Annotated in this window: 24 protein-coding genes; 11 read left to right on the top strand and 13 right to left on the bottom strand. The window is 66.4% G+C overall.

The genetic code is table 11. The features are described from left to right. The first annotated feature begins 34 nt into the window (after nucleotides 1-34). From HAV22_RS21190 to HAV22_RS21160, 7 genes are all read left to right on the top strand, one after another. The gene (locus tag HAV22_RS21190) at nucleotides 35-2005 is read left to right on the top strand and encodes a peptidase U32 family protein (RefSeq protein ID WP_166861744.1); all 1971 of its coding nucleotides are present in this window, start codon (nucleotides 35-37) and stop codon (nucleotides 2003-2005) included. A gap of 452 nt (nucleotides 2006-2457) precedes the next feature. Next, the gene (locus HAV22_RS21185) at nucleotides 2458-3795 is read left to right on the top strand and encodes a sigma-54 dependent transcriptional regulator (RefSeq protein WP_166861743.1); all 1338 of its coding nucleotides are present in this window, start codon (nucleotides 2458-2460) and stop codon (nucleotides 3793-3795) included. A 280-nt stretch (nucleotides 3796-4075) separates the two neighbouring features. Continuing rightward, nucleotides 4076-5911: a hypothetical protein gene (locus HAV22_RS31565; RefSeq protein WP_166861742.1), complete on the top strand. Its 1836-nt coding sequence runs from the start codon at nucleotides 4076-4078 to the stop codon at nucleotides 5909-5911. 59 nt (nucleotides 5912-5970) lie between these two features. Then, nucleotides 5971-6414, top strand: coding sequence for a hypothetical protein (locus HAV22_RS21175; protein WP_166861741.1), 444 nt, complete (start codon nucleotides 5971-5973; stop codon nucleotides 6412-6414). Beyond that, nucleotides 6411-7088: a C39 family peptidase gene (locus tag HAV22_RS21170; protein WP_166861740.1), complete on the top strand. Its 678-nt coding sequence runs from the start codon at nucleotides 6411-6413 to the stop codon at nucleotides 7086-7088. Before HAV22_RS21175 ends, HAV22_RS21170 begins: the two co-directional genes overlap by 4 nt. Before the next feature lie 11 nt (nucleotides 7089-7099). Then, a complete protein-coding gene (locus tag HAV22_RS21165; protein WP_166861739.1) occupies nucleotides 7100-7603 on the top strand; it encodes a hypothetical protein in 504 nt (167 codons plus the stop codon). Between the two features lie 23 nt (nucleotides 7604-7626). Next, nucleotides 7627-9027 (top strand): acetate kinase, encoded by a 1401-nt coding sequence (locus tag HAV22_RS21160; protein WP_166861738.1) that lies wholly within the window; start codon nucleotides 7627-7629, stop codon nucleotides 9025-9027. 78 nt (nucleotides 9028-9105) lie between these two features. Here the strand turns inward: HAV22_RS21160 and lpxO are convergent, their stop codons facing one another. The 5 genes from lpxO to HAV22_RS21135 all read right to left on the bottom strand — a co-directional run bounded on the left by lpxO (nucleotide 9106) and on the right by HAV22_RS21135 (nucleotide 13339). Then, entirely contained in the window at nucleotides 9106-10005 is a 900-nt protein-coding gene (gene lpxO, locus HAV22_RS21155) for a lipid A hydroxylase LpxO (protein ID WP_166861737.1), read from the bottom strand. 169 nt (nucleotides 10006-10174) lie between these two features. Then, nucleotides 10175-10402 (bottom strand): DUF6139 family protein, encoded by a 228-nt coding sequence (locus HAV22_RS21150; RefSeq protein ID WP_166861736.1) that lies wholly within the window; start codon nucleotides 10400-10402, stop codon nucleotides 10175-10177. A gap of 111 nt (nucleotides 10403-10513) precedes the next feature. Next, entirely contained in the window at nucleotides 10514-10714 is a 201-nt protein-coding gene (locus tag HAV22_RS21145; protein ID WP_166861735.1) for a hypothetical protein, read from the bottom strand. Nucleotides 10715-10865: 151 nt separating this feature from the next. After that, nucleotides 10866-12191: a vanadium-dependent haloperoxidase gene (locus HAV22_RS21140; RefSeq protein WP_166861734.1), complete on the bottom strand. Its 1326-nt coding sequence runs from the start codon at nucleotides 12189-12191 to the stop codon at nucleotides 10866-10868. 224 nt (nucleotides 12192-12415) lie between these two features. Then, complete coding sequence (locus HAV22_RS21135) at nucleotides 12416-13339, bottom strand: class I SAM-dependent methyltransferase (RefSeq protein WP_166861733.1); 924 nt, start codon at nucleotides 13337-13339, stop codon at nucleotides 12416-12418. Nucleotides 13340-13561: 222 nt separating this feature from the next. On the opposite strand from HAV22_RS21135, the gene HAV22_RS21130 reads away from it, so the two are divergent. Continuing rightward, nucleotides 13562-14917: a sensor domain-containing diguanylate cyclase gene (locus tag HAV22_RS21130; RefSeq protein ID WP_166861732.1), complete on the top strand. Its 1356-nt coding sequence runs from the start codon at nucleotides 13562-13564 to the stop codon at nucleotides 14915-14917. Here the strand turns inward: HAV22_RS21130 and HAV22_RS21125 are convergent. The 7 genes from HAV22_RS21125 to mltG are packed head-to-tail and all read right to left on the bottom strand — an operon-like array spanning nucleotide 14901 to nucleotide 20004. Beyond that, the gene (locus HAV22_RS21125; protein ID WP_166861731.1) at nucleotides 14901-15590 is read right to left on the bottom strand and encodes an ankyrin repeat domain-containing protein; all 690 of its coding nucleotides are present in this window, start codon (nucleotides 15588-15590) and stop codon (nucleotides 14901-14903) included. The genes HAV22_RS21130 and HAV22_RS21125 overlap by 17 nt on opposite strands. 3 nt (nucleotides 15591-15593) lie before the next feature. Further along, nucleotides 15594-16376 carry a TatD family hydrolase gene (locus HAV22_RS21120; protein ID WP_166861730.1) on the bottom strand — a complete coding sequence of 261 codons (783 nt, stop codon included), beginning with the start codon at nucleotides 16374-16376 and terminating at the stop codon, nucleotides 15594-15596. Between the two features lie 21 nt (nucleotides 16377-16397). Beyond that, nucleotides 16398-16916 carry a GNAT family N-acetyltransferase gene (locus HAV22_RS21115; protein ID WP_166861729.1) on the bottom strand — a complete coding sequence of 173 codons (519 nt, stop codon included), beginning with the start codon at nucleotides 16914-16916 and terminating at the stop codon, nucleotides 16398-16400. A 1-nt stretch (nucleotide 16917) separates the two neighbouring features. Continuing rightward, on the bottom strand, nucleotides 16918-17319 hold the full coding sequence (locus HAV22_RS21110; protein ID WP_229421351.1) for a PilZ domain-containing protein: 402 nt from the start codon (nucleotides 17317-17319) through the stop codon (nucleotides 16918-16920). Between the two features lie 13 nt (nucleotides 17320-17332). Next, nucleotides 17333-18355: a DNA polymerase III subunit delta' gene (locus HAV22_RS21105; RefSeq protein WP_208296309.1), complete on the bottom strand. Its 1023-nt coding sequence runs from the start codon at nucleotides 18353-18355 to the stop codon at nucleotides 17333-17335. Between the two features lie 2 nt (nucleotides 18356-18357). Continuing rightward, nucleotides 18358-18984 (bottom strand): dTMP kinase, encoded by a 627-nt coding sequence (tmk, locus tag HAV22_RS21100; RefSeq protein ID WP_166861728.1) that lies wholly within the window; start codon nucleotides 18982-18984, stop codon nucleotides 18358-18360. A 15-nt stretch (nucleotides 18985-18999) separates the two neighbouring features. Further along, nucleotides 19000-20004, bottom strand: a complete 1005-nt coding sequence (mltG, locus tag HAV22_RS21095) for an endolytic transglycosylase MltG (RefSeq protein ID WP_208296298.1) — start codon at nucleotides 20002-20004, stop codon at nucleotides 19000-19002. A gap of 105 nt (nucleotides 20005-20109) precedes the next feature. Here mltG and ygfZ point away from each other — a divergent pair, with 105 nt between their 5' ends. The 3 genes from ygfZ to HAV22_RS21080 are packed head-to-tail and all read left to right on the top strand — an operon-like array spanning nucleotide 20110 to nucleotide 22201. Further along, on the top strand, nucleotides 20110-21168 hold the full coding sequence (gene ygfZ / locus HAV22_RS21090; protein ID WP_166861727.1) for a CAF17-like 4Fe-4S cluster assembly/insertion protein YgfZ: 1059 nt from the start codon (nucleotides 20110-20112) through the stop codon (nucleotides 21166-21168). Between the two features lie 5 nt (nucleotides 21169-21173). Then, nucleotides 21174-21452: a DUF4936 family protein gene (locus tag HAV22_RS21085; RefSeq protein WP_208296297.1), complete on the top strand. Its 279-nt coding sequence runs from the start codon at nucleotides 21174-21176 to the stop codon at nucleotides 21450-21452. Then, nucleotides 21443-22201: an NRDE family protein gene (locus tag HAV22_RS21080; protein WP_166861726.1), complete on the top strand. Its 759-nt coding sequence runs from the start codon at nucleotides 21443-21445 to the stop codon at nucleotides 22199-22201. The genes HAV22_RS21085 and HAV22_RS21080 overlap by 10 nt, the downstream gene beginning before the upstream one ends. Before the next feature lie 9 nt (nucleotides 22202-22210). Here HAV22_RS21080 and HAV22_RS21075 read toward each other — a convergent pair whose 3' ends face one another. Next, on the bottom strand, nucleotides 22211-23113 hold the full coding sequence (locus tag HAV22_RS21075) for an SDR family oxidoreductase (RefSeq protein ID WP_166861725.1): 903 nt from the start codon (nucleotides 23111-23113) through the stop codon (nucleotides 22211-22213). Between the last annotated feature and the right edge of the window lie 27 nt (nucleotides 23114-23140).

Here is a 23140-nt window from a genome sequence, read left to right as displayed (position 1 = left end):
CTATAATTTCCGCCTTGTTTTCCAGGAAATCGCCATGTCACTGCTTGCCCACCAGCTCGAACTGCTGTCTCCCGCAAAAACCGCCGAGATCGGCCGCGAAGCCATCCTGCACGGCGCGGACGCGGTCTACATCGGCGGGCCCGCATTCGGCGCACGCCACAACGCCAGCAATACGCTCGAAGACATCGCGGGCCTCGTCGAATTCGCGCGCCGCTACCGCGCGCGCATCTTCGTGACGATGAACACGATCCTGCACGATGCCGAGCTGGAGACGGCCGAGAAGCAGATCCGCCAGCTGTACGATGCCGGCGTCGACGCGCTGATCGTGCAGGACATGGCCATGTTCGAGATGGACTTGCCGCCGATCCAGCTGCACGCGAGCACCCAGTGCGACATCCGCACGGTGGAAAAGGCGAAATTCCTGTCGCAGGTCGGGTTTTCGCAGCTGGTGCTGGCGCGCGAACTGACCATCGAGCAGATCCGCGCCATCCGCGCCGAGGTCGACACGCCGCTCGAATACTTCGTCCACGGCGCGCTGTGCGTGGCGTTCTCCGGCCAGTGCTACATCTCGCACGCGGACACGGGCCGCAGCGCCAACCGCGGCGACTGTTCGCAGGCGTGCCGCCTGCCATACACGCTGTCGGACGGCCAGGGCCGCGTCGTCGCGTACGAAAAACACCTGCTGTCGATGAAGGACAACGACCAGAGCCGCAACCTGGAAGCGCTCGTCGATGCGGGCATCCGTTCGCTCAAGATCGAAGGCCGCTACAAGGACATGGGCTATGTGAAGAACATCACGGCGCACTACCGCCTGCTGCTGGACGAGATCCTGGAGCGCCGCCCGGAACTGGCGCGCGCGTCGAGCGGCCGGACGCAGGTGATGTTTACGCCGGACGTCGACAAGAATTTCCACCGCGGCCACACGGATTATTTTGCCCAGGGCCGCCAGGAGACGATCGGCGCCTTCGATTCACCGAAATACGTGGGTGTCGAGCTGGGCACCGTCGCGCGCATCGGCGGCGACAACTTCGACCTCGTCACGCACGCCCCGATGGCGAACGGCGACGGCCTGAACTACATGCACAAGCGCGACACCGTGGGCATCCAGGCGAATACCGTGCAAAAGCTCGGCGAAGACGCGGACGGCCAGCGCTGGCGCGTGTTTCCGAACGAGGCGCTCGCCTCGCTGCCGGGGCTGAAGGTCGGCACCGTCATCCACCGCAACCGCGACCACCAGTGGGAAGCGACGCTGACGAAGAAATCGTCCGAGCGCAAGGTGCGCGTCGACCTGCGCCTGGAAGACGTGCCGGGCGGGCTCCGGTTGACAATCACCGACGAGGACGGCATCACGACGGCGACGACGGCGGCGCTTGCGCTGCAGCCGGCCCAGCAGGCCGAGCAGGCCCTGGCCGGCCTGCGCGCGAGCGTCGCCAAGCTGGGCAACACGATGTTCGAGGCGGGTGCCATCGACGTCGCGCTGTCGCAGCCTTGGTTCGTGCCTGCCAGCGCCATCAACGGCCTGCGCCGCGACGCCGTCGCCGCCCAGGAAGCGGCACGGCTGGCGGCCTGGCAGCGTCCGGAGCGGGCGCAACCGGTCGAACCGCCGGCCGCGTATCCGGAAACCCAGCTCAGCTACCTGGCCAATGTGTACAACGAGAAGGCCCGCGCCTTCTATCACAAGCACGGCGTGCAATTGATCGCCGCCGCGTACGAGGCGCACGAGGAACCGGGCGAGGTGTCGCTGATGATCACGAAGCACTGCCTGCGCTTCTCGTTCAACCTGTGCCCGAAACAGGCCAAGGGCGTGCAAGGCGTGCAGGGCCAGGTCCGCGCCGAACCGATGACGCTCGTCAGCGGCGACGAGACCTACACGCTCAAATTCGATTGCAAGCCGTGCGAGATGCACGTGATCGGCGCGATGAAACCCGGCATTCTGAACTCGCCGCCGCCTTCGGCCATCCCGTACAGCCCCCTCGTGTTCCACCGCCAGCGCCCGCGCGCGTAACGCGGCCGCACGCTGCTCCCGCCCGGGCGGCAGCGTGCGCACAACTCCCGCCCCATTGCATTTATTGTGCACTGCAAAGAAAGCAACGCGGCGTTATGGCAAGCTTGACATCTGCAGTGGCAAAATACACACTTGTAACCGTCGGTAACTCGCAGCCGCTGCTTGTTGGTGGATTGGCCGCGTGACCTGACGCGCCTCATGGACACGCGCGCCGCGCACGCACGCGGCCCTGCTCGTTCGTCAAATCGACTCAGCCGTGACTATTCGTATCGTCCGCCACGAAAGCGTGATAGCCGGCATAATGTTAACCAAAGTTCAACTGCCAATAAGAAATTGCCAACTGGCTACTGAACGGCTGGTTTCTTGCAAAACGCTACACTTGCGTACGTGTGCCGGTTCTCCTGTTCGTCCGCCGCGCTGCGTGAACCGGCCGACTGCCCGATGGAGGATGGATGACCCGAAAACGCCTGCTGTGCATTGCCCCGGAAGACAAGGACACCCGCGCCCTGCTGGACGAAGCGATGCGCGACTGGGAGATCCGCAGTGTCAGCAATCTCGGCGATGCCGGACGCGAATTGCGCAGCGACCGTTACCTGGTCGGCCTGCTCGTGCACGACCGCGAGCAACACAGGCCTGCCGACGTCGACACCTTCCTGCGCCGCCACAGCCATATGCAATGGGTCGGTGTCTTTCACCCGCGCGATCTCGAATCGACGCCCTGCCGCGACCTCGTCGTGGAACACCTGTGCGACTACCACACGGCGCCCGTCGATCCCGTGCGGCTCGCCCACACGCTGGGCCACGCGCACGGGTGGGCCATGCTGCGCAGGCATCCGCTTGGCGACGGCCTTGCCGGCGGCGACCCGTCGTCGCCGCTGATCGGCACCTGCGACGCGATCGCGCGCCTGCGCGCACAGGTGTCGCGCGTCGCCAAGGTGGCGGCACCCGTCCTGATCTGGGGCGAGAGCGGCAGCGGCAAGGAATTGACGGCGCAGGCGATCCACGCCCAGTCCGACCGGGCCGCCGGGCCGTTCGTCCCCATCAACTGCGGCGCCATCGCGCCGAGCCTGATCCACTCGGAGCTGTTCGGCTACGAGCGCGGCGCGTTCACGGGCGCCACGCGGGGCAAGGCGGGCCTGATCGAATCGGCGGACGGCGGCACGCTGTTCCTCGACGAGATCGGCGACCTCCCGAAGGACTTGCAGGCCAACCTGCTGCGCTTCCTGCAGGAGAAGACGATCTGCCGCCTGGGCAGCACGCGCAACATCCGCGTGGACGTACGCGTGATCGCCGCATCGCACGTGCAGCTGCAGCAGGCCGTGGCCAGCGGCGCTTTCCGCGAAGACCTCTACTACCGCCTCGCCGTACTCCCCGTGACGGTGCCGCCGCTGCGCGAACGCCGCGACGACCTGGTCACATTGGCCGAACACTTCTTCCACGCGTACGCGAGCGAGAAGTCGCCCCGGCTGAAAGGGTTTTCGAACCGCGCGATCGAAGCGATCCTCGACCACGACTGGCCCGGCAACGTGCGCGAATTGATCAATCGCGTGCGGCGCGCGCTCGTCATGTCGGACGGGCGCCTGATCATGCCGGACGACCTGGGCCTGACCCGCGGGATCGCGGCGCCGACGCCGGCCGCACTGGACGACACGCGCATGCGCTCCGAGCGGCGCGCGCTGCGCGAATGCCTCGACCGCAGCGGGCACAACGTGAGCCGGGCCGCGCGCGACCTCGGCGTATCGCGCACGACGATGTACCGGCTGCTGAGCAAACACGGCATGCGCGAGTGATGCGAAGGGCGTCGCACAAGTGGACAAAGTGTCCACTTTTTTTTGTGTGTTGCCGTACCGAGCGCTACACAGTTGTACCGAAAGTGAAACACTTTTTCGATATTTTCGGTAAATCATGACGGACGTCGTCTGACGCGCCTGTAGGAACAGGCGCACAAAGTCAACAAAAACAAGGGGTTATAGAACTCTGCCATGAGGCTGGCACTGAAAGTGCAAAGGGGTTGGAGGTCGGCGTTACGGCCGACCCATCACCAACCACCAAACCCAGAGGGGAATTCGAATGAACAAGACTTTGCTCGTGACCGCTATCGCGCTGGCATTTTCGTTGAACGCGCAAGCGCAAGACACCGCCACCGCTTCCGGCCTCTCCACTATCACCCAGACCAACACTCACGACAGCAGCACGAACACGAGCACCGTGACAACGGATGATCACAGCACCGACAACAGCAACAACAGCACGGGCGACGCATCGGCGTCTGCAGCTGGCTCGGCAGCCGCCAACAACGGTGGTACGGCAACTGCGACCTTCACTAACAGCTTCAACACCTCGTCGGCCAACTCGAATTCCACGCTGAACGGGTCGGTCTCCGGCAACACCACCACGAACATCGGCAACGTCGCCACCAATTTCGGTAACGCCAACGGCGCGTCCGGCACGGGCGGCGCAGGCGCAGCCGGCATGGGCGGCTCGAACACCGCCAGCACGGGCTCGGGCGGCAACGCGAACGGCGCGAATGGCGGCGCTGGCGCGGCAGGCGGCTCGGCCAGCAACGGCAGCGCCACCGCTGGTTCGGCCACCACGGGCAGCGCTTCGGGCGCAGCAGGTGGTGCAGGCGGCATGGCCACCGGCGCAACGAGCGGCGCAGGCGGCGCTGGCGCCATGGGCGGCACGGGCGGCAGCACGGGCCTCGTCACTGCCACGGGCGGCGCAGGCGCAGCGAGCGGCGGCGCAGGTGCCACGGGCGGCGCAGGTGCTGCGGGCGGCAATGGCGGCAGCGCTTCGGGCGGCAATGGCGGTCAGGCTGGCCCCGTGAGCGGCGGCGCAGGCGGCGCCAGCGGTGCGACGACGGCAGGCCTGGGTGGCGCAGGTGGCGGCGGCGGCACCTCGACCGGCGGCGCAGGCGGCGCCGGTGCGGCAGGTGGCGCTGGCGGTGCCGGCGCAGCGGGCGCAGCGGGTGGTACGGGCGGTGCGGGCGGCATGGCGGGCATGGGCGGCGCCGCGGGTTCGACGGCTACCGGCACCAACAGTTCCGGCCCGACCAGCGGCGCCAGCACGGCCTCGTCTTCGGCTACCCTCGGCGCAAGCGTGGCAACGTCCAACTCGTCGTCGCCGACCGGTGGCGCGGCCACGGGCGGCGCCACGACGTCCACTGCCGGTACCTCGACCGGCGGCGCAGGCGGCGCAGGCGCCAGCGGTGGCGCCGGCGGTGCGGGCGGCGCAGGCGCAGCGGGTGCGGCTGGCGGCATGGGCGGCGCGGGTGCATCCGCTTCGAACACGGCAGGTTCCGGCGCAGCGGGCGGTGCCGCAACGGGCGGCGCTGCCGGTGCGGGCGGCACCCTGACGGCAACGGCCGGTAACGCTGCGGGCAATTCGGGCGGTGCAGCAGGCGCAGGCGGTGCCGGCGCAGCCGGTACGGCAACGTCCGGTGCAGGCGGCTCCGGCGCTGCCGGTACGGCCACCTCGGGTGCCGGCGGTGCGGGCGCAGCAGGCGGCGCAGGTGCAGCGAGCGGCATGGCCGCCAACACCGGCGGCGCAGGCGCCGCAGGCGGTACCGCATCGAGCGGCGCCGCCACCACCGGCTCGGCATCCGTTGGTGCTTCGACCGCCGGCGCAGGCGGTGCAGGCGGCTCCGGCGGCACCGGCACGGGCGGCGCTGGCGGTGACCTGTCCAGCATCACGGCCGGCGTCGGCACGGGTGGCATGGGTGGCGCCGGCACGGGTGGCGCTGGCGGCTCGAACTCCGTCAATACCGGTACGTTCGACATGTCCAACCACATGGACAGCGTCGGCCAGTCGGCTGCGGGTGTGATGGTGGTGAGCCAGAACAACGGCTTCTCCTCGCTGATCCAGCAAAGCGTGAACGTCCAGAGCAACCTGGCCGTCGGCAAGTGATGTGACTGACCGCCGTGCCAGCCGGCACGGCGGTTTTTCGACGCAACCGGGGATAGAGCATGGAGTCATCACTCTTTTGTAACGTCAGCAACCGCCTGTGCGGCTTCGCCGTGCTTGCGGCTTGCGCATCCGCGGCCTGGGCAGGACCGGAAATCGGGGTCCCCGCCCAGGACGGCGCCACGGCCGTCAGGCCCGACGTGGCGGCGCCGGCTACGGGTGCGGACCGGACGGCAAAGGCACCGGACGTGCTCGGATTCGGCCCCGCCGCCGACCTGGGCAAGCTGGAGCATTCGCGCGGCGGTACGGACACGGTCACGACCACCAACAATGCGAACTTGAACGGTATCGTGAGCGGTAACGCCGCGGTGAACGTCATCACGGGATCGAACAGCATCGATTCAGGATCGTTCGCCAACATGTCGGGGATCCCGGTGGTGATCCAGAACAGCGGCGCAAACGTCCTGATCCAGAACGCCACCATCGTCAACCTGCAATTCAAATGAAACACGGCGCCCTGCCCCTGCTGATTGCACTGCTGGGCGCTGTCCGTGCGGATGCGGCCGACCTGCCCATCCCCGGCGGCGCCCGCTTCAACGTGCCGGTCAAGAGCATGCGGGAACTGCGCTTCACGTCCACGACCCGCCAGCAATACGATTTCAGCTGCGGTTCGGCCGCCCTGGCCACGCTGCTGACCTACCACTACGACTATCCGATCAGCGAGACGACCGCGTTCAAGGAAATGTGGGACAACGGCGACCAGGCCAAGATCCGGCGCGAAGGGTTTTCACTGCTCGACATGCAGCGCTACCTCGCCAAGATCGGCTTCAAGGCCGACGGTTTTACGGTGCCGTTGCAGAAACTGTTCGACAGTAAGCTGCCTGCGATCGTACTGATCTCGGAAAAAGGCTACAACCATTTCGTCGTCATCAAGGGCGCGGACGACGGGCGCATCCTGCTGGGCGATCCGTCCAGCGGCACGCGGTCGATCACGCGCGAGCATTTCGAATCCATCTGGCCTACCCGGCTGCTGTTCGTCATCCACGATGCGCCGGGCAAGCCTTCATTCAATTCCGACCTCGACTGGCGCGCCGCCCCGCGTGCGCCGCTGGCCGAAGGCGTCAGCCGGACCGGCGTCGACATGATGACGCTGCCGAAATTCGGTCCGGGCGATTTTTGACAGGAGACCCCATGCGAATACCCGTCCAGATTTGCCTCGTGCTGGCCAGCGCTGCGATCGCGACGCAAGGCCATGCCGGCGGCGAGGACAATCCGTTCAGCAGCGACAATGCCGTGGCATCGAGCACGCTGGACGACTACCGCGGCGGATTCGTCACCGACAAAGGCGTCATGGTGTCGCTCGGCATCGAGCGCATCGTGACCATCAACGGCAACGTGGCCGAACGCAGCCAGCTGGACTTTGGCGACCTCGGGCAACTGACGAGCGGCCAGGGCACGCTGCCCGCCGAGGCGGCCGCGCAAGTGCGCCTCATCCAGAACGGCGGCGGCCAGTTCGCCGTCCAGATGGGCAGCAACGCCCTCGGCGGCACCGTCATCCAGAACAGCTTGAACGACCAGTTGATCACCAACCAGACCATCATCAATGCGAGCGTGAACGCGAGGGGCCTGCTGCAGACCCTGAATTTCCAGAACAGTCTCGCGAACGCGCTGAATACCGCCGCCACCGGCAGGTGACGGAATCAACCTGGAGAAAACTTATGCAAAAAATTCCAGCGCTGTACAGCGTGATTGGTGTCAGCGTGGCCCTCGCGGCCACGCCGGCCGGCGCCCAGTCCGGTCCTGACCTCCTCGAGCAGCTCAAGATCATGCGACAACAGCTGGAAGAGCAGCGCGCGCGCGTCGACGAACTGGAACGCCAGTTGCGCGCGAGCGGTGTGGCGCCGCCCGCGAATGCGGCCGCGGCCGCGCCGTCGCAGCTCGAGCGGTTGCGCGGCACGGGCAATCTCCCGGCCGCGCGCGACCAGGATCCGCTGCAGGTCAGCTCGGCGCCCCCCAATCTTCTCCAGGCCGAGCGCGAGGGCGCCGTGCCGCTGGCGCAGCCCGTGTATCCGGGCCGCCTCGCCCCGTTGCGCGGCACCGGGGCGCTGGCCGATGGGGGCCAGGTCGGCAGCGACCCGGTCGGCCGTCCGCCCGCGCCGCGCGCACCGGAAGTCGCACCGATCTTCGAGGCCCCGGGCGTCCTGACGCCGCGGGGCAAACTCGTATTCGAGCCCTCGGTTCAGTACGGCTATTCGTCCAGCAACCGCGTGGCCCTCGTCGGCTACACGGTGATCCCGGCCCTGCTGATCGGCCTGCTCGACGTGCGCGAGGTCAAGCGCAACACGACGACGGCCGCCGCCACGTTCCGCTACGGCTTGGACAACCGCCTGGAGCTGGAAGCGAAGGTGCCGTACGTGTATCGCAGCGATTCCACGGTGAGCCGCGAGATCTTCACGGGCACGGCGTCCGAGCGTGCGTTCGACACGAGCGGCAAGGGCATCGGCGACATCGAACTGGCGTGGCGCTACCAGCTCAACAACGGCGGCGTCGATACCCCCTACTACATCGCGGGCATGCGCTTCAAGACCCGGACCGGACGCGATCCGTTCCAGGTCGTGACGGATTGCCAGACCCGCTGCGTGGGCGAGAACGTGACGGGTACGGGCCTTCCGCTCGACTTGCCGACCGGATCCGGCTTTTATTCGATCCAGCCGAGCTTGACGTGGCTGCTGCCGTCCGACCCGGCCATCTTCTTCGGCAGCTTCAGCTACACGAAGAACTTCAGCCGCGACAATATGTACCGCACCGTGCTGAACGGCGACCGCGAATTCCTCGGCAAAGTGTCGCCGGGCGATGTGTTCGGCTTCAATTTCGGCATGGGGTTGGCGCTGAACGAGCGGGCGTCGTTCAGCATCGGCTACGACCACAATTCCGTGGGCCGCACGCAGCAGAATGGCGTCGTGATCCCGGGGTCGGTGCGCGTGCAGCTGGGCACGTTGTTGCTGGGTTACTCGTACAAGATGAAGAACAACCGCACGCTGAGCGTTTCCGTCGGCGCGGGCCTCACGCGGGACACGCCGGACGTCACGCTGATGGTGAGGATGCCGTTCACCTTCTGACGATCCCCTTTGGCCGCAAGGCGCGGCCCAGCGAAAAGGGCCGCGCTTGCGGCCCTTTTTCGTTCGCACGGAGCAGACTCAGATGTAGTAGACGAGCGCGGCGATGCCAACGATCAAGGCCACCTTCGTCGCCTTGTATGCCGTTTTATTCCACGCCTTGTAGCGACGGCGGTACTGGCCCATCACAAAGGAAATGCGGAACAGCTTGCTGACGAGGCCCGTCTGGTCGCCGGTCTCGTTGGGCGAGGCGGCCGCCGTCATCATCGTGCGGCCCAGCCAGCGGTTGATGGCCTGCATCCAGCGGAACCGCATGGGGCGCTCGACGTCGCAGAACAGGATCAGGCGGTCGCTGTCACTCGCGTTCTCGGCCCAGTGGATGTACGTCTCGTCGAAGATCACGCCCTGGCCGTCGCGCCAGCTGTAGCGCTGGCCGTCCACTTCGATGAAGCAGCGGTCGTCGTTCGGCGTGGCGAGGCCCAGGTGGTAACGCATCGAGCCGGCGAACGGGTCGCGGTGCGGATTCAGCTTGGCGCCCGGCGGCAGCTCGGCGAACATCGCGGCCTTCACGGACGGGATGCCCTGCAACAGCGCATGCGTCTGCGGGCACAGGCGTTCGGCCGACGGGTGGCTGGCGTCATACCACTTCAGGTAAAAACGCTTCCAGCCCGTCTTGAAGAAGGAATTGAAGCCGGCGTCATTGTTCTGCTCGGACGCCTTGATCTTCTTGAGTTCGATGAGGCGCAGGCCTTCCTCGCGGATCGTCGGCCAGTTTTCCTGCAGGATGGACAATTCGGGGAATTCGCGTACGGGGATGTACGGCGTGCTGGGCACCTTCGAGAACAGGTGCATGAACATATTGATCGGTGCCATGAACGACGAGTGGTCGAACAACTGGCGGCCGAACGGCAGGCGCACCTTGCCGCGGAAATGGATGTGCAGCACCGACAGGACGAGGAAACCGACAACAAACCACTTCATTACGCCTCCGACTGTCCCACCGCGTCGGTGCGGCCCGGACCAATTAAACGAGGCGAAAGGATACCATATGCGACACGCGGCCGTACGCCACCCGCCCCCGCTCGTGGGGGCGGACGGCGTATGGCCGCGTCTTGTGGTCATGCCGCGACAACGCCGCGGCGGGATCGGTTCAGTGCATGGACGAGGTGACGGCGTATCCTTTTTCGGCCAGCTGGCTGGGCAGGTTGCGGATATGGTAATCCGGCAAGTCCCCGGCATCGTCGTCGACTTCGAAGGCCCGCGCTTCGACCTCCCAGTCGGTATTCGTCGCTTCCTCGGGGATGTTGCGGGTCTCGGGGACGGCAAGGTAGGAGAACTTGCCGTCGTGTTCGGCTCTGCGGTAGATGTCCAGGCGCATAGTCATTTCCTTTAAAAGCATGGCCGTCGAATGAAAGCCATCAGTATGGGACGATAGGCGAACGGTCCGTCACCGTCTGTTAATCGGCGCACACTGACCGGCCGTCAATGTTCAGCGCCCGACGCCGCCGCCCAGCACGCGTGCCGGCAGCATGACGATGGCGCGCAGCAGCTCGAACACGGCTTCCACGCCGACCCCAAGCAGGCGGAACGGCAGCAGCACGAGCCAGACAAGCGGATACATCACGAGCGCGAGCAGCGCGATCGGCCAGCACAGGAATAGTAACAGCAACCACACGAGGAAACCCAGCATCGCCAGCTCCATCAGTCGACAGGGGCCGGTGCGGCCCGATGGGATGACTGTAGTTGTATGGACGCCAACGCGCAATCTTTCTGCGATGGACGGTGGCGACGCCGGGATGGACGGGTCAAAAGCGGGGCCGAGCGGCGCCGGCCCCCGCTCGTCAGGCGAGCGACTCGAGGACCCGTTTGCCCACGCGGCTGCCCAGCGCGCGGCCGGTCAGGTCGCCCGTGCGGAAGTGGATCCCGCCGTAGCGCCGCGAGACGCCGGCCTGGGCGGCGGCATCGAAGAACGAGTCCCAGGACAGTGTCTGCATGGGCGACACGACCTGTTTGAACCGGAAAGGTCCGCGCGTGAACCGAGTGAGAACCATCGCCGCCGCGTGGCCCGACACGCTGTGGGCCGACACGTATTCCGGGAACGGCGGCGTGTACAGATAGGGCGTCCAGCGCGGGCCGGCCACCTGGACGACGCCGGTGCTGGTCCAGTTGTTCAGCGTACGGTCGGCAAATACCGTGTGGATCGCGGAAATGGGACGCGCGAAATCGTAGGCGATTTTCGTGTCCCAGGTGGCAACCATGGCATCGTGCAAGGCAATCCCGAGGGCGCGGAACAAGCGCACGTCCTGGCCCGTCGTGTGATTCTGTTCGTACGACAGCACTTGCGCGAATCGTACCCACGGATTGCGACTGTTATCCGCCCAGTATTCGCACATGCCGATTTGTTCCGGCGTCAGCCCGGCATTCAAGTCGACCAATTCCTGCATTTCCGTCCGCATTACACCGGAAAAGACGGACGGCGGTGCGGCTGGCCGGAATTGGTCGGCGCTGCGCAATGCGAACGGGCGCACTTTGCCCCATTGCGGCGTGACGCAGCGCTGGTACTGAAGCGGCTGCCAATGGTCCGGATCGACCATCGTCGTGGCGGAATTGACGGGCGTGTACCCGGTGTAGTCGGAATACGCGCCGGGATTCAGGTCGCCCAACTGGTTGCTGCCGTCATGGGCGCGCTCGGCCAGGATGTGCTGCGCCGCTTCCTCGCCCACGCGGGTGGCGGGGACCACCCAGGAATAGCGGCCGCCCAGTCCCAGTTGCGCGCCATACGCGGTGATGTCCGCGATCGCGGACGGGAACAGCGTTTTCAGGACGGCCGCGGCGGCGGCGGACAGTGCGATCTGCTGGAACTGCGGGTCGGCGCCTTGCGCGCGCGAGACCGGCGTCTGGAAATAGGGATTGCGGCCGACGGCCTGCGGCAATGCCAGGTACGACCAGACATCGAACAGCGCGATATTCATCAGCGCGAGCGCGCGGGCCGTGACGGTGGGCGGAGAAAACGATTTATAGGCCGCATTGACCAGTTTATCGTTCCACCCGGCGACGATACTCCGTTCCAGGGCAGCTTTGACGGCCGTATCGACGTCGTGATAGGCGCCGTTCGCCGGCATTGCCGACGCGAGACGGGGCAATCCGGACAGGACAGCGGAACCCATTGCACACTTCAAAAGTTTGCGCCGGATCAAAGACATGATTATTCCTTTATGAGTAAGCGAAATTAAATTCAGCAAACAACGTAGTTTTCGATCAAAAACGCGACCGATACTACATAAGGAAATAATCAAAAGCAATTCCAATGAATGAAACTGCAATGATATTGCGTAAGCGATTTAGCCGTTGCGGGTATGAAATCGCTTACGCAGGATGACACGGTCTCGCGTCAGGCGAACACGGCCTCACTCACCTGCACGGCTTCGCCGGCATCGACGACCAGCTCCGCGCGCATGGACGCTTCCAGCGACGGGATCGAACCGCCCGCGCGGTAGGCGAAGCTCACCTGCACGACGTCGCCCGGCTGCACGTCCAGCGGGGTGGCCAGCGGCAGCATCATGTAGTGGTTCAGCCAGTCGATGGTCGTGCCGCGCTCCTCGATGATCGTGAGGACATTCTTCGTGATGAAGCGCAGCGCGTTCAGGCGGCCGCCCTGCTCCATGCGGAACTGGCCTTCCCACGCGATGACGTCGCCGACGGGCTGGCTGAAATCCATGATGGCATACACGCCCGGCTGCGCCAGTTCGATGGTGCCCGGATAGATGACGTTCGTGGGCTGGAATTGCACGATCGGCGCATGGAAACCTTCGAAATCGTATTCCAGTTGCAGCGGCTGCGCGGCCATGATGACGGCCTCCGGCATGAAGATCGGCAGCGGGCCGCCGAAACGGGCCAGGTAGCGGCGCTTGAACGACTCGATCACCTCGACTTGTTTTTCGCGCAGCATGCCCACGTGGATCATTTCGCAGATCACGATATCGACCGGCTCCGGCGGCAGGTAGTCAAACGCGTCGGCATGCACGACTTCGACCTTCTCGCCGTTCGGGTTCATGGCGAGGAAGCGGCGCGCTTCGCGCACCATGTCCGGGTTGAACTCGACGCAATAGACTTTCGACGCGTTCTGGGCCGCGAAGAACGACAGGACGCCCGTGCCACCGCCCAGTTCCAGCACTTTCATGCCCGGCTTGACGGCGTGGTAGATCGCGGATTTGAAGCTGTGCATGCGGTTCTGGTCCATCAGCATGTTGTGATGGTAATGGACCGGGATGAACTGTCCCAGGTAGCAGCTCTCGATTTCGCGTTCGTTCAGCATGATGTCCTCGTTGTCGGGCCCGCTATCCTGCCGGTGCCATGGTTGATCTAGCGTGCATTATCTACATGCCTGGAAGCGACTGAAGGGTCGAGCTGACGGGGATTTGCGGGCCAGTTTGTCGGATCGATGGAACACCTCGTCGCACTGCACAAAATTCTGATAGCATTTTGCCGCCTGGGAATGTTAGGATTTTCCCATCGCCCGTCACCGCCGTTGGCCGCCATGCATTCGATTCGTTCCCTGTCGGTGAACATCGCCGATCTGCTGCTGGACGTTATTTTCCTGGTGGATCGGCGCGGCATCATCGTCGACGTGAGCGCAGGATGCGAACGCATGCTCGGCTACCGTCCTACCGAACTGATCGGGCAATACATGCTCGATTTCGTCGTCCCCGAAGACCGCGCCCTGACCTGCGTGGAAAGCGCCCGCGTGCAATCGGGCCAGGAGCGCGTCGGCTTCGAAAACCGCTACCTGCACAAGGATGGCCGCCGTATCGACGTGATGTGGTCCGCGCGCTGGATCGCCGACCACGGCCTGCGCCTGGGCGTCGGGCGTGACATCACGGCCCGCAAGCGTGCGGAGCGGCGGCAAGCCGCCACGTACGCCATCTCCGAAGCGGCGTACCAGGCGGGCGACCTGTCCGGGCTGTGCGAGCGGATCCACGGCATCCTCGACCGCCTCGTCGGTGCGCCCGGCATGATCGTCGTTGCCGACCCCACGCCGCAGCAAGGTTTCAAGGTCATCTACCAGCGCGACGATGCACAGCGCAGCCGCCTGCCGTCGCGCGCCTGCCTCGCGCGCTGGCGCGCGACCGCGTCGAACCCGGATTCGCTCGCATCGGACGCCGTGCGCCACGTGGCGGGTGGTCGCCTGAACACCTGGTTGATGCTCGACCTCGGCGGGCCGGGCGGCACGATCGGCGCGCTGCTGTTGCGCGACCACGGCGGCACCGGCTATTCGCCGGCCGATCGCGGCCTGCTGCATTTCGTCGCCGTCCAGGTAGGCCTGGCGCTGGAGCGCAAGCGCCTGCACGACGACTTGACGCGCTCGGCCTGCTACGACGAGCTGACGAGCCTGCCGAACCGTCGGCTGTTCTTCGACCGCATCCGCACGGCGGTCGCCCGGGCACGCCGCTGCCAGTCGAGGCTCGGCTTGCTGTACGTGGACGTGGACGATTTCAAGCAGATCAACGACCGCCACGGCCATGCGGCCGGCGACGCCCTGCTGCGCGAAGTGGCGGCGCGCCTCGTGGAATGCGCGCGCGAGTCGGACACGGTGGCCCGTCTCGGTGGCGACGAATTCGTGCTGTTACTGGAAGACTTGCAGGCCCCCGAGGACGCCGAGCGCTGCGCCGACAAGATCCGCGCCGTGCTGGCGCAACCGGTGCCCACGCTGGACGCACCGCTGTACGTCGGCGCCAGTATCGGCGTCGCGCTATTCCCGGAGCACGGGGACCACGTGGAGACGCTGCTGATGCATGCGGACGCCCGCATGTACGCGAAGAAGCGGTCGCGCAAGCAGGATCACGGGGGCGAAGCGGGCAGCGCCGCGTCCGACCCGCTCAGCGGCGGGACGTAACGCGCTTGTCGATGGCGGCCGCGATCGCGCCGTGCTGGGCCTGCTCTGCGATCCGGGCCGCCGTCAATCCCTCGCCATTTTTCAACAGCGGATCGGCGCCCTGTGCGAGCAGGAACTCGGCGCTGTCCTGGTGGCCTTCGCGCGCGGCCATCATCAGCGGCGTGTACTTGCCGCTCGCCGGCGGCGACTGCGCGTCCACGCGGGCGCCATGCGCCAGCAGCATGCGCGCGATGTCGACGTCGCCGCTGGCGGCCGCGTAGTGCAGCGGCGTCCAGCCGGGACGGTTGACGGCCGCCCCCTTCGCGACCAGCGCTTCGGCGGCCGCCTTGTTGCCCTTGAACGCGGCCATCATCAGCGCCGTGTTGCCATTGAGCGCCGTGGCGTCGACCTTCGTGCCCGGGTAGCGCAGCAGGACGTCGAGCACCTGCATCGCGCCTTCGCGCACCGCCAGCACGAGCGCGGGCTCGCCGCCGACGGGATTCGGCATGTTCGGGTCGACGGCACCGAGCAGCGACTGCACGGTGCGCGCATCGTCCATCGTCACGGCACGGAAGAAATCGGTCACCTGGCCGCTCGTCGGCGCGGCCGCGGCGGGGTGGATGCCGGCCGCCACGGCGGCGACAAGCACGAACGATTGCAGGAGGGTACGACGCAGTGGGCTGGCTGGGGTCATGGGTCAGGTCCTCGCGGCCTTGAACAGGTTGAAGAAATTGTCGGTGGTGCGGTCGGCGACCTCGCGCAGCGGCACGCCCTTGAGGTCGGCCAGGTATTCGGCGACGTGCGCCACGTACCCCGGCTCGTTCATCTTGCCGCGGTAAGGCACGGGCGCAAGGTACGGGGAATCCGTCTCGATGAGGATACGTTCGAGCGGCAGCGCGCGCGCCACGGCCTGCAGGTCCTTCGCGCTCTTGAACGTGACGATGCCGGAGAACGAAATATAAAAACCCATCTCGACGGCGGCCAGGGCCACGTCCAGCGATTCCGTGAAGCAGTGCATGACGCCGGCGACGCCGCCTTTGTCCGTGCCCGCGCCCTCTTCGCGCATGATGCGGATCGTGTCCTCGCTGGCGGCGCGCGTGTGGATGATCAACGGCTTACCCGTCTCGCGCGACGCGCGGATGTGGGTGCGGAACCGCTCGCGCTGCCATTCGAGGTCGCCTTCCAGGCGGTAATAATCGAGGCCCGTCTCGCCGATCGCGATGACCTTCGGATGATCGGCCAGTTCCACCAGCTGCGCGACCGTGGGCTCGGGCGTGTCCTCGTAGTCGGGATGCACGCCGACGGAGGCGTAGATGTGCGGGTATTGCTCGGCCAGTGCGAGCACGCGGGGAAAGTCGGGCAGGTCGACGGACACGCACAGCGCGTGCGTGACCTTGTTCTCGGCCATTTTCGCCAGGATCTCGGGCATCCGGGCGGCCAGCTCCGGGAAATCGATGTGGCAGTGGGAATCGATGTACATCCCGCTATTGTACGCGAGGCGTCACGCGACCCGCTTGCCGAGGATGATCAGGTCGCGCTCGACGCCGTCCAGGTTCGCGACGCGGGGGAAATGCGCCCACGTGTCGAAGCCGTACTTGCGGAACAGGCCCAGGCTGGGTGCGTTGTGCCCAAAAATAAAGCCGAGCAAGGTGTGGACGTTGATGTTCGGCGCGAACGCCATCGCCTGCTCCAGGCAATACCGGCCGATGCCCTTGCCGCGCCATTCTTCCGCGATATAGATCGACAGCTCGGCCGTGCCCGAATACGCGGGGCGCCCGTAGAAATTCGAGTACGAGCACCAGCCGATCACTTCCGGCTCGTCCGACGTGTCGGCCCCGTCATGGATGACCCACAACGGCCGACGCTCCGGCGTGTGCTCGTGGAACCAGCCTTCGCGCGACGCGACGGTAACGGGTTCCGTGTCGGCGGTCACTTCGCGCGAGGCAATGGTGGAATTGTAGATGTCGACGATGCGGGGCAGGTCTTCGAAACGGGCGAGGCGGTGTACGTAGGACGGCATATCACAGGGTATGAGTGGCGCGCGAGGAACGCAGCGCGGCGCCGAGGATTTCTTCGATGCGCAGGCGGGCGCGCTGGCCCGTCTCGTCGGCCGGAAAGTGGACGCCGATGCCTTGCGCCTTGTTGTTGTTCGCACCGGCCGGCGTGATCCACGCGACCTTGCCTGCGATCGGGTATTTGTTCGGATCGTCCATCAGCGACAGGATCAGGTAGATCTCGTCGCCGACCTTGTACGGCTTGTTCGTGGGCACGAACATGCCGCCGTTCTTCAGGAACGGCATGTACGCCGCGTACAGGGCGGCCTTTTCCTTGATGGCGAGCGACAGCACGGACGGCCGCGCGGGCTGCGGCGTGTTCGGATCGGCGGGCAGGCCGCTGAGCGGCCCGGTCGGCGCAACACTCATCATCGTCCTTTCATCATGGTCCGCAACGGGCAGTGTAATCAAGCAACATGTCTTCGACAAACAGTTTCGGAGACAAGGGGTGATCGGCCACCGCGCGGCGGTCGTTCGTCGACTTGATCGCCTGCATCAAGTCAGCCACGTGCACTCGTCCGGCCAGCGTAGCGACTTCCCGTTGATACCTCGGATAATACCGGATCACGCCGGACAGCTTGTACGAAAAGACATCATACAGCCACCGCTGCTGCCACGCGACGAGGGCCGCGAGCGGCGCCTTGCTCAATTTGTCGGCACTGCGCAACGCGGCGTCGACGCTCGGCTGGGCGAGCACCTGCAGCAGGCCATCGAGCTCTTCCCGGCTTCCCGTCTCGGCCTGCGCGAGCGCGGCGAGCGGCGCGCCACCCTGCTCGCGCAGCCAGCCGTCGGCATCATTGATGCCCTGTGCTTCGAGCCAGGCGAGCGCCTCGCCATGGTCCGGCATCGTCATCGCGAACTTGCGGCAGCGGGACAGGATCGTCGGCAGCAGACGGTCGAGACCGTTCGAAGCCAGCAGGAACACGGTGCCCGCCGGCGGCTCCTCGAGCGTCTTCAGCAGCGCGTTCGACGCCGGCATGTTCAGGCTTTCCGCGGGATACAGCACGACGACGCGCAAGCCCTGGCGGTGCGTCGAGATGTTCATGAAGTCGGACAGTGCGCGCACCTGCTCGATCTTGATCTCTTTCGATGCGGACTTCGACTTGGTTTTCCTCTCGTCGGCCGAGGCTTCTTCGCCCTCGGCGGCTGGCAGGTCATCCTCAAGCGCTTCCGGCCGTACGCGGCGGTAGTCGGGGTGGTTGCCCTGCGCGAACCACCCGCACGACGCGCACGCGCCGCACGCGCGGCCGTCCGGCCTCACGTCTTCGCACAGCAGCGCCTGGGCAAACGATTCGATGAAATCGGCCTTGCCGATGCCGGCCGGGCCATGGAACAGGATCGCGTGCGGCAGGCGCGCGCGCATCGCCTGCAGCCGCGTCCAGGCGTCGTGCTGCCACGGATACATGTTCACAGAAATGCCTCCAGCGCTGCCTGCAGCGCGGCGCGTACGCCGTCGATGGATTGCGTGGAATCGATGACGACGATCCGCCCGTTCGATGCCGCGGCGCGGCGCAGGTATTCGCCCCGCACGCGCGCGAAGAATTCGCCCTTCTCCATCTCGAATTTATCCAACGTGCGCGTGGCGGACAGGCGCGCGCGCGCGACGTCGAGCGGGACGTCGAACAGCAACGTGAGGTCCGGCTGCAGGTGCGGATGCACCCATTGCTCAAGCGCCTCGAGCTTGGCGCGATCGAGACCGCGGCCGCCGCCCTGGTAGGCGAAGCTCGCATCCGTGAAGCGGTCGGACAAGACCCAGTCGCCGCGCACGATGGCCGGTTCGACGACTTGCGCGACGTGCTCGCGACGGCTGGCGAACATGATGAGGGCTTCCGTCTCGAGGTGCATTTTCTCGTGCAGCACGAGGTCGCGCAGCTTTTCGCCCAGCGGGGTGCCGCCCGGCTCGCGCGTGGAGACGACGGTCTTGCCCGCGGCCTCCAGCAACGCCACGACGTAGCCGATGTGTGTCGACTTGCCGGCACCGTCGATGCCTTCGAAGGTGATGAAGCGCCCGCGCTTGGCATCCGTTTGGTTCATTGCATTCACTCGTATTTACTGGGGCGCCTGGTTGCGCTGGTATTGGTTCACGGCCTTGTTATGCTCGGACAGATTGACCGAGAAATGGCTCGTCCCATCGCCGCGCGACACGAAATACAGGGCTTCCGTCTTCGCGGGCGCCGTCGCCGCCGCGAGCGACTGCACGCCCGGCAGCGCGATCGGCGTCGGCGGCAGGCCTGGCCGCGTATAGGTATTGTACGGGGTGTCGGTCTCGAGGTCCTTCTTGCGGATCTTGCCGTCGTACTTGTTGCCCATGCCGTAGATGACGGTAGGGTCGGTCTGCAGCAGCATGCCGGCTTTCAGCCGGTTCACGAACACACCGGCGATCATCGAACGCTCGCTCTTCTGGCCCGTTTCCTTTTCCACCAGCGATGCCATGATCAGGGCCTGGTACGGGTCCGTGTACGGCAGACCCGGATCGCGCTTGTCCCACGCGGCCTTCAGCCGCTTCATCATCATCTCGTGCGCCTGCTTGTAGATCGACAGGTCGCTTGCGCCCTTGGCGAACAGATACGTATCGGGAAAGAACAGCCCTTCCGGCGCCTTGAAGTCGGCATCGACCTTGGCCAGCAGCTCCTGGTCGGACAGCTTGGCCGTCTCGTGCTTCAGATTGGGCGCGGTGTCGATGGCCTGGCGCATCTGGCGGAACGTCCAGCCTTCGATGATCGTCAGCGATTCCTGCGCGAACTCGCCGCGCACGAGCTGGGACAGGAGGCGACGCGGCGACGTATCGGGTTTCAGCTCGTAGCTGCCGGCCTTGATCTGGCTCGCCTTGCCCGTGACGCGCGCCAGCACCCCGAACAGGAACGGGTTGACGGGCACGCCGGCCGTCGACATCTGCTGCGCCGCGCCGGCCACGCCGGTGCCCTGCGCGATGGCAAACGGGATCACGGGCGCGCTGGCCGGGGTGATCGGCTGCTTGCTCCACCACTGGAAGCCGGCGCCGGCGGCGGCCGCCGCGATCACGCCCGTGACGATGAGTTTTCTTATCAATGCCATGCTGGATTGTCGGTTTTACGCCGTCGTCGGCGCGTTTTCTGAGGCGAACTTATAATGAGGCCGTAATCATAAAGCCGATACCGCCAAACCGGAAATAATTCGTGTATGAACCATTGGATCGAACATCTCGCCACCCTGGGCGCCCGTTTCACCCCCGATAGCCCGACGCACGTCGACGACTTCGGCCGCGTGCTCGCCACCGCCGACCTTACACAGGGGTTCGTTGCCGCTGTCACCGACCTCGGACTGATCGGCATCGCCGGCGACGACGCCGCCACCTTCCTGCACAACCAGCTCACCAACGACGTCGAGCACCTCGGCACGCTTGAGGCCCGCCTGGCCGGCTATTGCACCCCGAAAGGCCGCCTGCAAGCCACGTTCCTGATGTGGCGCGACGCCGAATCCATCTACCTGCAAGTGCCGCGCGCCATCCAGGCGCCGCTGCAGAAACGTCTGTCGATGTTCGTGCTGCGCGCGAAGGCGAAGCTGCGCGACGCCACGGACGATCACCGCTATGCCGCAGTGCTGGGCCTCGGCGGCGCGGCGGCGGGCGACGCATTGCGCACCCACGTCGGTGCGCTGCCAGCTGCGCCCTACGCCAAGATCGACGGCGACTGCGGCACCGTGATCCGCGTCGCGGACGCATTCGGCCACCCGCGCTACCTGTGGCTCACGTCGGCCGACGCCGCCATCGCCGCGCTGCCCGCACTGCGCGCGACGCTCGCGCTGGGCGGCAGCGCCGCATGGCAGCTCGCATCGATCCACGCCGGCGTGCCGCAGATCGGGCCCGGTACGCAGGAACAGTTCGTCCCGCAGATGGTCAACTACGAGCTGCTCGGCGGCGTCAATTTCAAGAAGGGCTGCTACCCGGGCCAGGAAATCGTCGCCCGCAGCCAGTACCTCGGCAAGCTGAAACGCCGCACGGCACTGGCCACGCTCGCCGACGCCGCCGCGCGTCCCGGCGACGAAGTCTATTCCGTGTCCGACCCCGACCAGCCGTCCGGCATGATCGTGAACGTCGCGCCGAACGGTGCCGGCGGCGCCGACGCGCTCGTCGAAATCAAGCTGGCCGCGCTGGACGACGACGTCCGGCATGCGTCCGCCGGCGGCACGCCGCTGACGTTCCTTCCGCTGCCGTACGCGCTCGACGCGCTGGACGTCTGACCGGCATGATCGACCTGTACGTCTACTACAAGGTGCGCGAGGCCGACGCGCCTTCGCTGGCCCCGCGCGTGCGCGCGTTGCAGGCGCGCGTCGGCGTGCCGGCGCAGCTGAAACGCCGGCCCGACGTGCGCGACGGCCTGCAGACGTGGATGGAAATCTATCCTGCCGTGGGCGACGGCTTTCCCGCCCGGCTCGACGCGGCGGTCCGCGAGGCCGGCCTCGAAGGTCTCATCGAGGGCGAGCGCCGCGCCGAAATTTTTACGGACCTGCCGACATGTGCCTGATCGTTTTTGCCTGGCGCGTGATCCCCGGCCTGCCGCTGGTCGCGTGTGCGAACCGCGACGAATTCTATGACCGTCCCGCCACCCCGGCGGGCCCGTGGCCGGACGCGCCGCACATCATCGCCGGCCGCGACCTGCGCGGTGGCGGCAGCTGGATGGGCGTGACGAAGACGGGGCCGAACGGCCCGAAATTCGCCGCGCTCACGAACATCCGCGCGCCGGACGAGCGGCGCACGGACGCGCCGACGCGCGGCGCCCTCGTCGCCGACTTCCTCAAGGGCGACCTCGATGCACCCGCCTACCTCGACCGCATCGCGCCGGATGCGCAAGAGTACAACGGCTTCAACCTGATCCTGGGCGACGCCGCCGGGATCCACTGGTTCTCGAACCGCGCCGGTGCCGACCCGCGCAACGGGCGCGCGCTGGAACCGGGCATCTACGGCGTCTCCAACGGCCTGCTGGACGCGCCGTGGCCCAAGGTCGTGCGCACGAAGGCCACGTTCGCGAGCCTGCTGCTGCAGGGCGCGCCGGAAGAAGCGTATTTCGAGATGCTCGCCGATACGACGCGCGCACCGGACATGCGCCTGCCCGACACGGGCGTGCCGCTCGACCTGGAACGGGAACTGTCCGCCGTCTGCATCGAGATCCCCGGCTACGGCACCCGCACGTCCACGGTCGTCAAGGTGTACGCCGACGCGGAGCCGGAACTGCACGAACGCGTGCTGAAGCCCTGCGACCAGGTCGCCGGGTGACGCGTCCCGTCAGCGCTTGACGGCCGCCTTCAGCCGCGCCGTGTAGTGCGGCGTCGCCGCATAGGGATCGGCCGGCGGCTTGCCGTGCACGATCGCGTCCATGCGGTCGGCCACGGCGGGCATCACGTGCGGGTGCGTGCAGATGTAGAAATCGCCGCGCCTGACGCCGTCGAACGTCATGCGCGCGATGTCCGCGGCAGACGGCTTGCCGGCCGCGACGGCCTGTTCGAGCAGCGCCTGGCTTGCCTGCTGACTCGGCGTCGGCGGGCCGTCGTGGCGGAGATCGTCGGGACGGTGGCGTTCGGCGTGCGCGATGTCCGTCGGGACGAAATACGGGCACAGCACGGATGCCTTGACGGGCGCGTCGACGAGCCGCAGGTCGTGGTACAGCGACTCCGACAACGCGACGACGGCGTGTTTCGACACGTTATAGGGCCCCATCACGGGCGGCACGAGCAGGCCGGCCATCGATGCCGTGTTGACGATGTGGCCCTCGTACGCCGGATCGTTCCGTGCTGACTCGAGCATCAACGGCGTGAACACGCGTACGCCGTGGATCACGCCCCACAGGTTCACGCCGAGCACCCATTCCCAGTCCGCCTCGCTGTGTTCCCAGATCAGTCCGGCCGTGCCGACACCCGCATTGTTGAACAGCAGATGCACGGCGTGGAACCGGATCGTCGCCGCATCCGCCAATTCTTCCACGTGGGCCGCCTTGCGCACGTCGCAGACCATCGCCAGCACGTCGGCGCCGGCCGCCTGCAGCGTGCTGCTGGCCTGTTCGAGGGCGTGTGCATCGATGTCGGCCAGCACCAGCTTCATGCCGAGCGTGGCCGCCAGGTTGGCGAACTCGCGTCCGAGTCCGCTGCCGGCGCCCGTGATGACGGCCACCCGTCCCGCAAAATTCTCCATGGCGACCTCCCTGTCGCGTGATACCGG

This window comes from Telluria antibiotica, assembly GCF_011682055.1.
Lineage (GTDB): Bacteria > Pseudomonadota > Gammaproteobacteria > Burkholderiales > Burkholderiaceae_D > Telluria > Telluria antibiotica.
This window is presented reverse-complemented; position numbering and strand designations above follow the sequence as displayed.

Coding starts and splice junctions, on each gene's coding strand:
- HAV22_RS21075 (WP_166861725.1), bottom strand. CDS start 23,113: ATGGAGAATTTTGCGGGACGGGTGGCCGTCATCACGGGCGCCGGCAGC.
- HAV22_RS21175 (WP_166861741.1), top strand. CDS start 5,971: ATGGAGTCATCACTCTTTTGTAACGTCAGCAACCGCCTGTGCGGCTTC.
- HAV22_RS21125 (WP_166861731.1), bottom strand. CDS start 15,590: ATGACCCCAGCCAGCCCACTGCGTCGTACCCTCCTGCAATCGTTCGTG.
- HAV22_RS21110 (WP_229421351.1), bottom strand. CDS start 17,319: ATGAGTGTTGCGCCGACCGGGCCGCTCAGCGGCCTGCCCGCCGATCCG.
- HAV22_RS21135 (WP_166861733.1), bottom strand. CDS start 13,339: ATGCTGAACGAACGCGAAATCGAGAGCTGCTACCTGGGACAGTTCATC.
- HAV22_RS31565 (WP_166861742.1), top strand. CDS start 4,076: ATGAACAAGACTTTGCTCGTGACCGCTATCGCGCTGGCATTTTCGTTG.
- HAV22_RS21105 (WP_208296309.1), bottom strand. CDS start 18,355: ATGTATCCGTGGCAGCACGACGCCTGGACGCGGCTGCAGGCGATGCGC.
- HAV22_RS21140 (WP_166861734.1), bottom strand. CDS start 12,191: ATGGGTTCCGCTGTCCTGTCCGGATTGCCCCGTCTCGCGTCGGCAATG.
- HAV22_RS21165 (WP_166861739.1), top strand. CDS start 7,100: ATGCGAATACCCGTCCAGATTTGCCTCGTGCTGGCCAGCGCTGCGATC.
- mltG (WP_208296298.1), bottom strand. CDS start 20,004: ATGGCATTGATAAGAAAACTCATCGTCACGGGCGTGATCGCGGCGGCC.
- HAV22_RS21160 (WP_166861738.1), top strand. CDS start 7,627: ATGCAAAAAATTCCAGCGCTGTACAGCGTGATTGGTGTCAGCGTGGCC.
- HAV22_RS21150 (WP_166861736.1), bottom strand. CDS start 10,402: ATGCGCCTGGACATCTACCGCAGAGCCGAACACGACGGCAAGTTCTCC.
- ygfZ (WP_166861727.1), top strand. CDS start 20,110: ATGAACCATTGGATCGAACATCTCGCCACCCTGGGCGCCCGTTTCACC.
- HAV22_RS21120 (WP_166861730.1), bottom strand. CDS start 16,376: ATGTACATCGATTCCCACTGCCACATCGATTTCCCGGAGCTGGCCGCC.
- HAV22_RS21115 (WP_166861729.1), bottom strand. CDS start 16,916: ATGCCGTCCTACGTACACCGCCTCGCCCGTTTCGAAGACCTGCCCCGC.
- HAV22_RS21080 (WP_166861726.1), top strand. CDS start 21,443: ATGTGCCTGATCGTTTTTGCCTGGCGCGTGATCCCCGGCCTGCCGCTG.
- HAV22_RS21170 (WP_166861740.1), top strand. CDS start 6,411: ATGAAACACGGCGCCCTGCCCCTGCTGATTGCACTGCTGGGCGCTGTC.
- HAV22_RS21190 (WP_166861744.1), top strand. CDS start 35: ATGTCACTGCTTGCCCACCAGCTCGAACTGCTGTCTCCCGCAAAAACC.
- HAV22_RS21145 (WP_166861735.1), bottom strand. CDS start 10,714: ATGCTGGGTTTCCTCGTGTGGTTGCTGTTACTATTCCTGTGCTGGCCG.
- tmk (WP_166861728.1), bottom strand. CDS start 18,984: ATGAACCAAACGGATGCCAAGCGCGGGCGCTTCATCACCTTCGAAGGC.
- HAV22_RS21130 (WP_166861732.1), top strand. CDS start 13,562: ATGCATTCGATTCGTTCCCTGTCGGTGAACATCGCCGATCTGCTGCTG.
- lpxO (WP_166861737.1), bottom strand. CDS start 10,005: ATGAAGTGGTTTGTTGTCGGTTTCCTCGTCCTGTCGGTGCTGCACATC.
- HAV22_RS21085 (WP_208296297.1), top strand. CDS start 21,174: ATGATCGACCTGTACGTCTACTACAAGGTGCGCGAGGCCGACGCGCCT.
- HAV22_RS21185 (WP_166861743.1), top strand. CDS start 2,458: ATGACCCGAAAACGCCTGCTGTGCATTGCCCCGGAAGACAAGGACACC.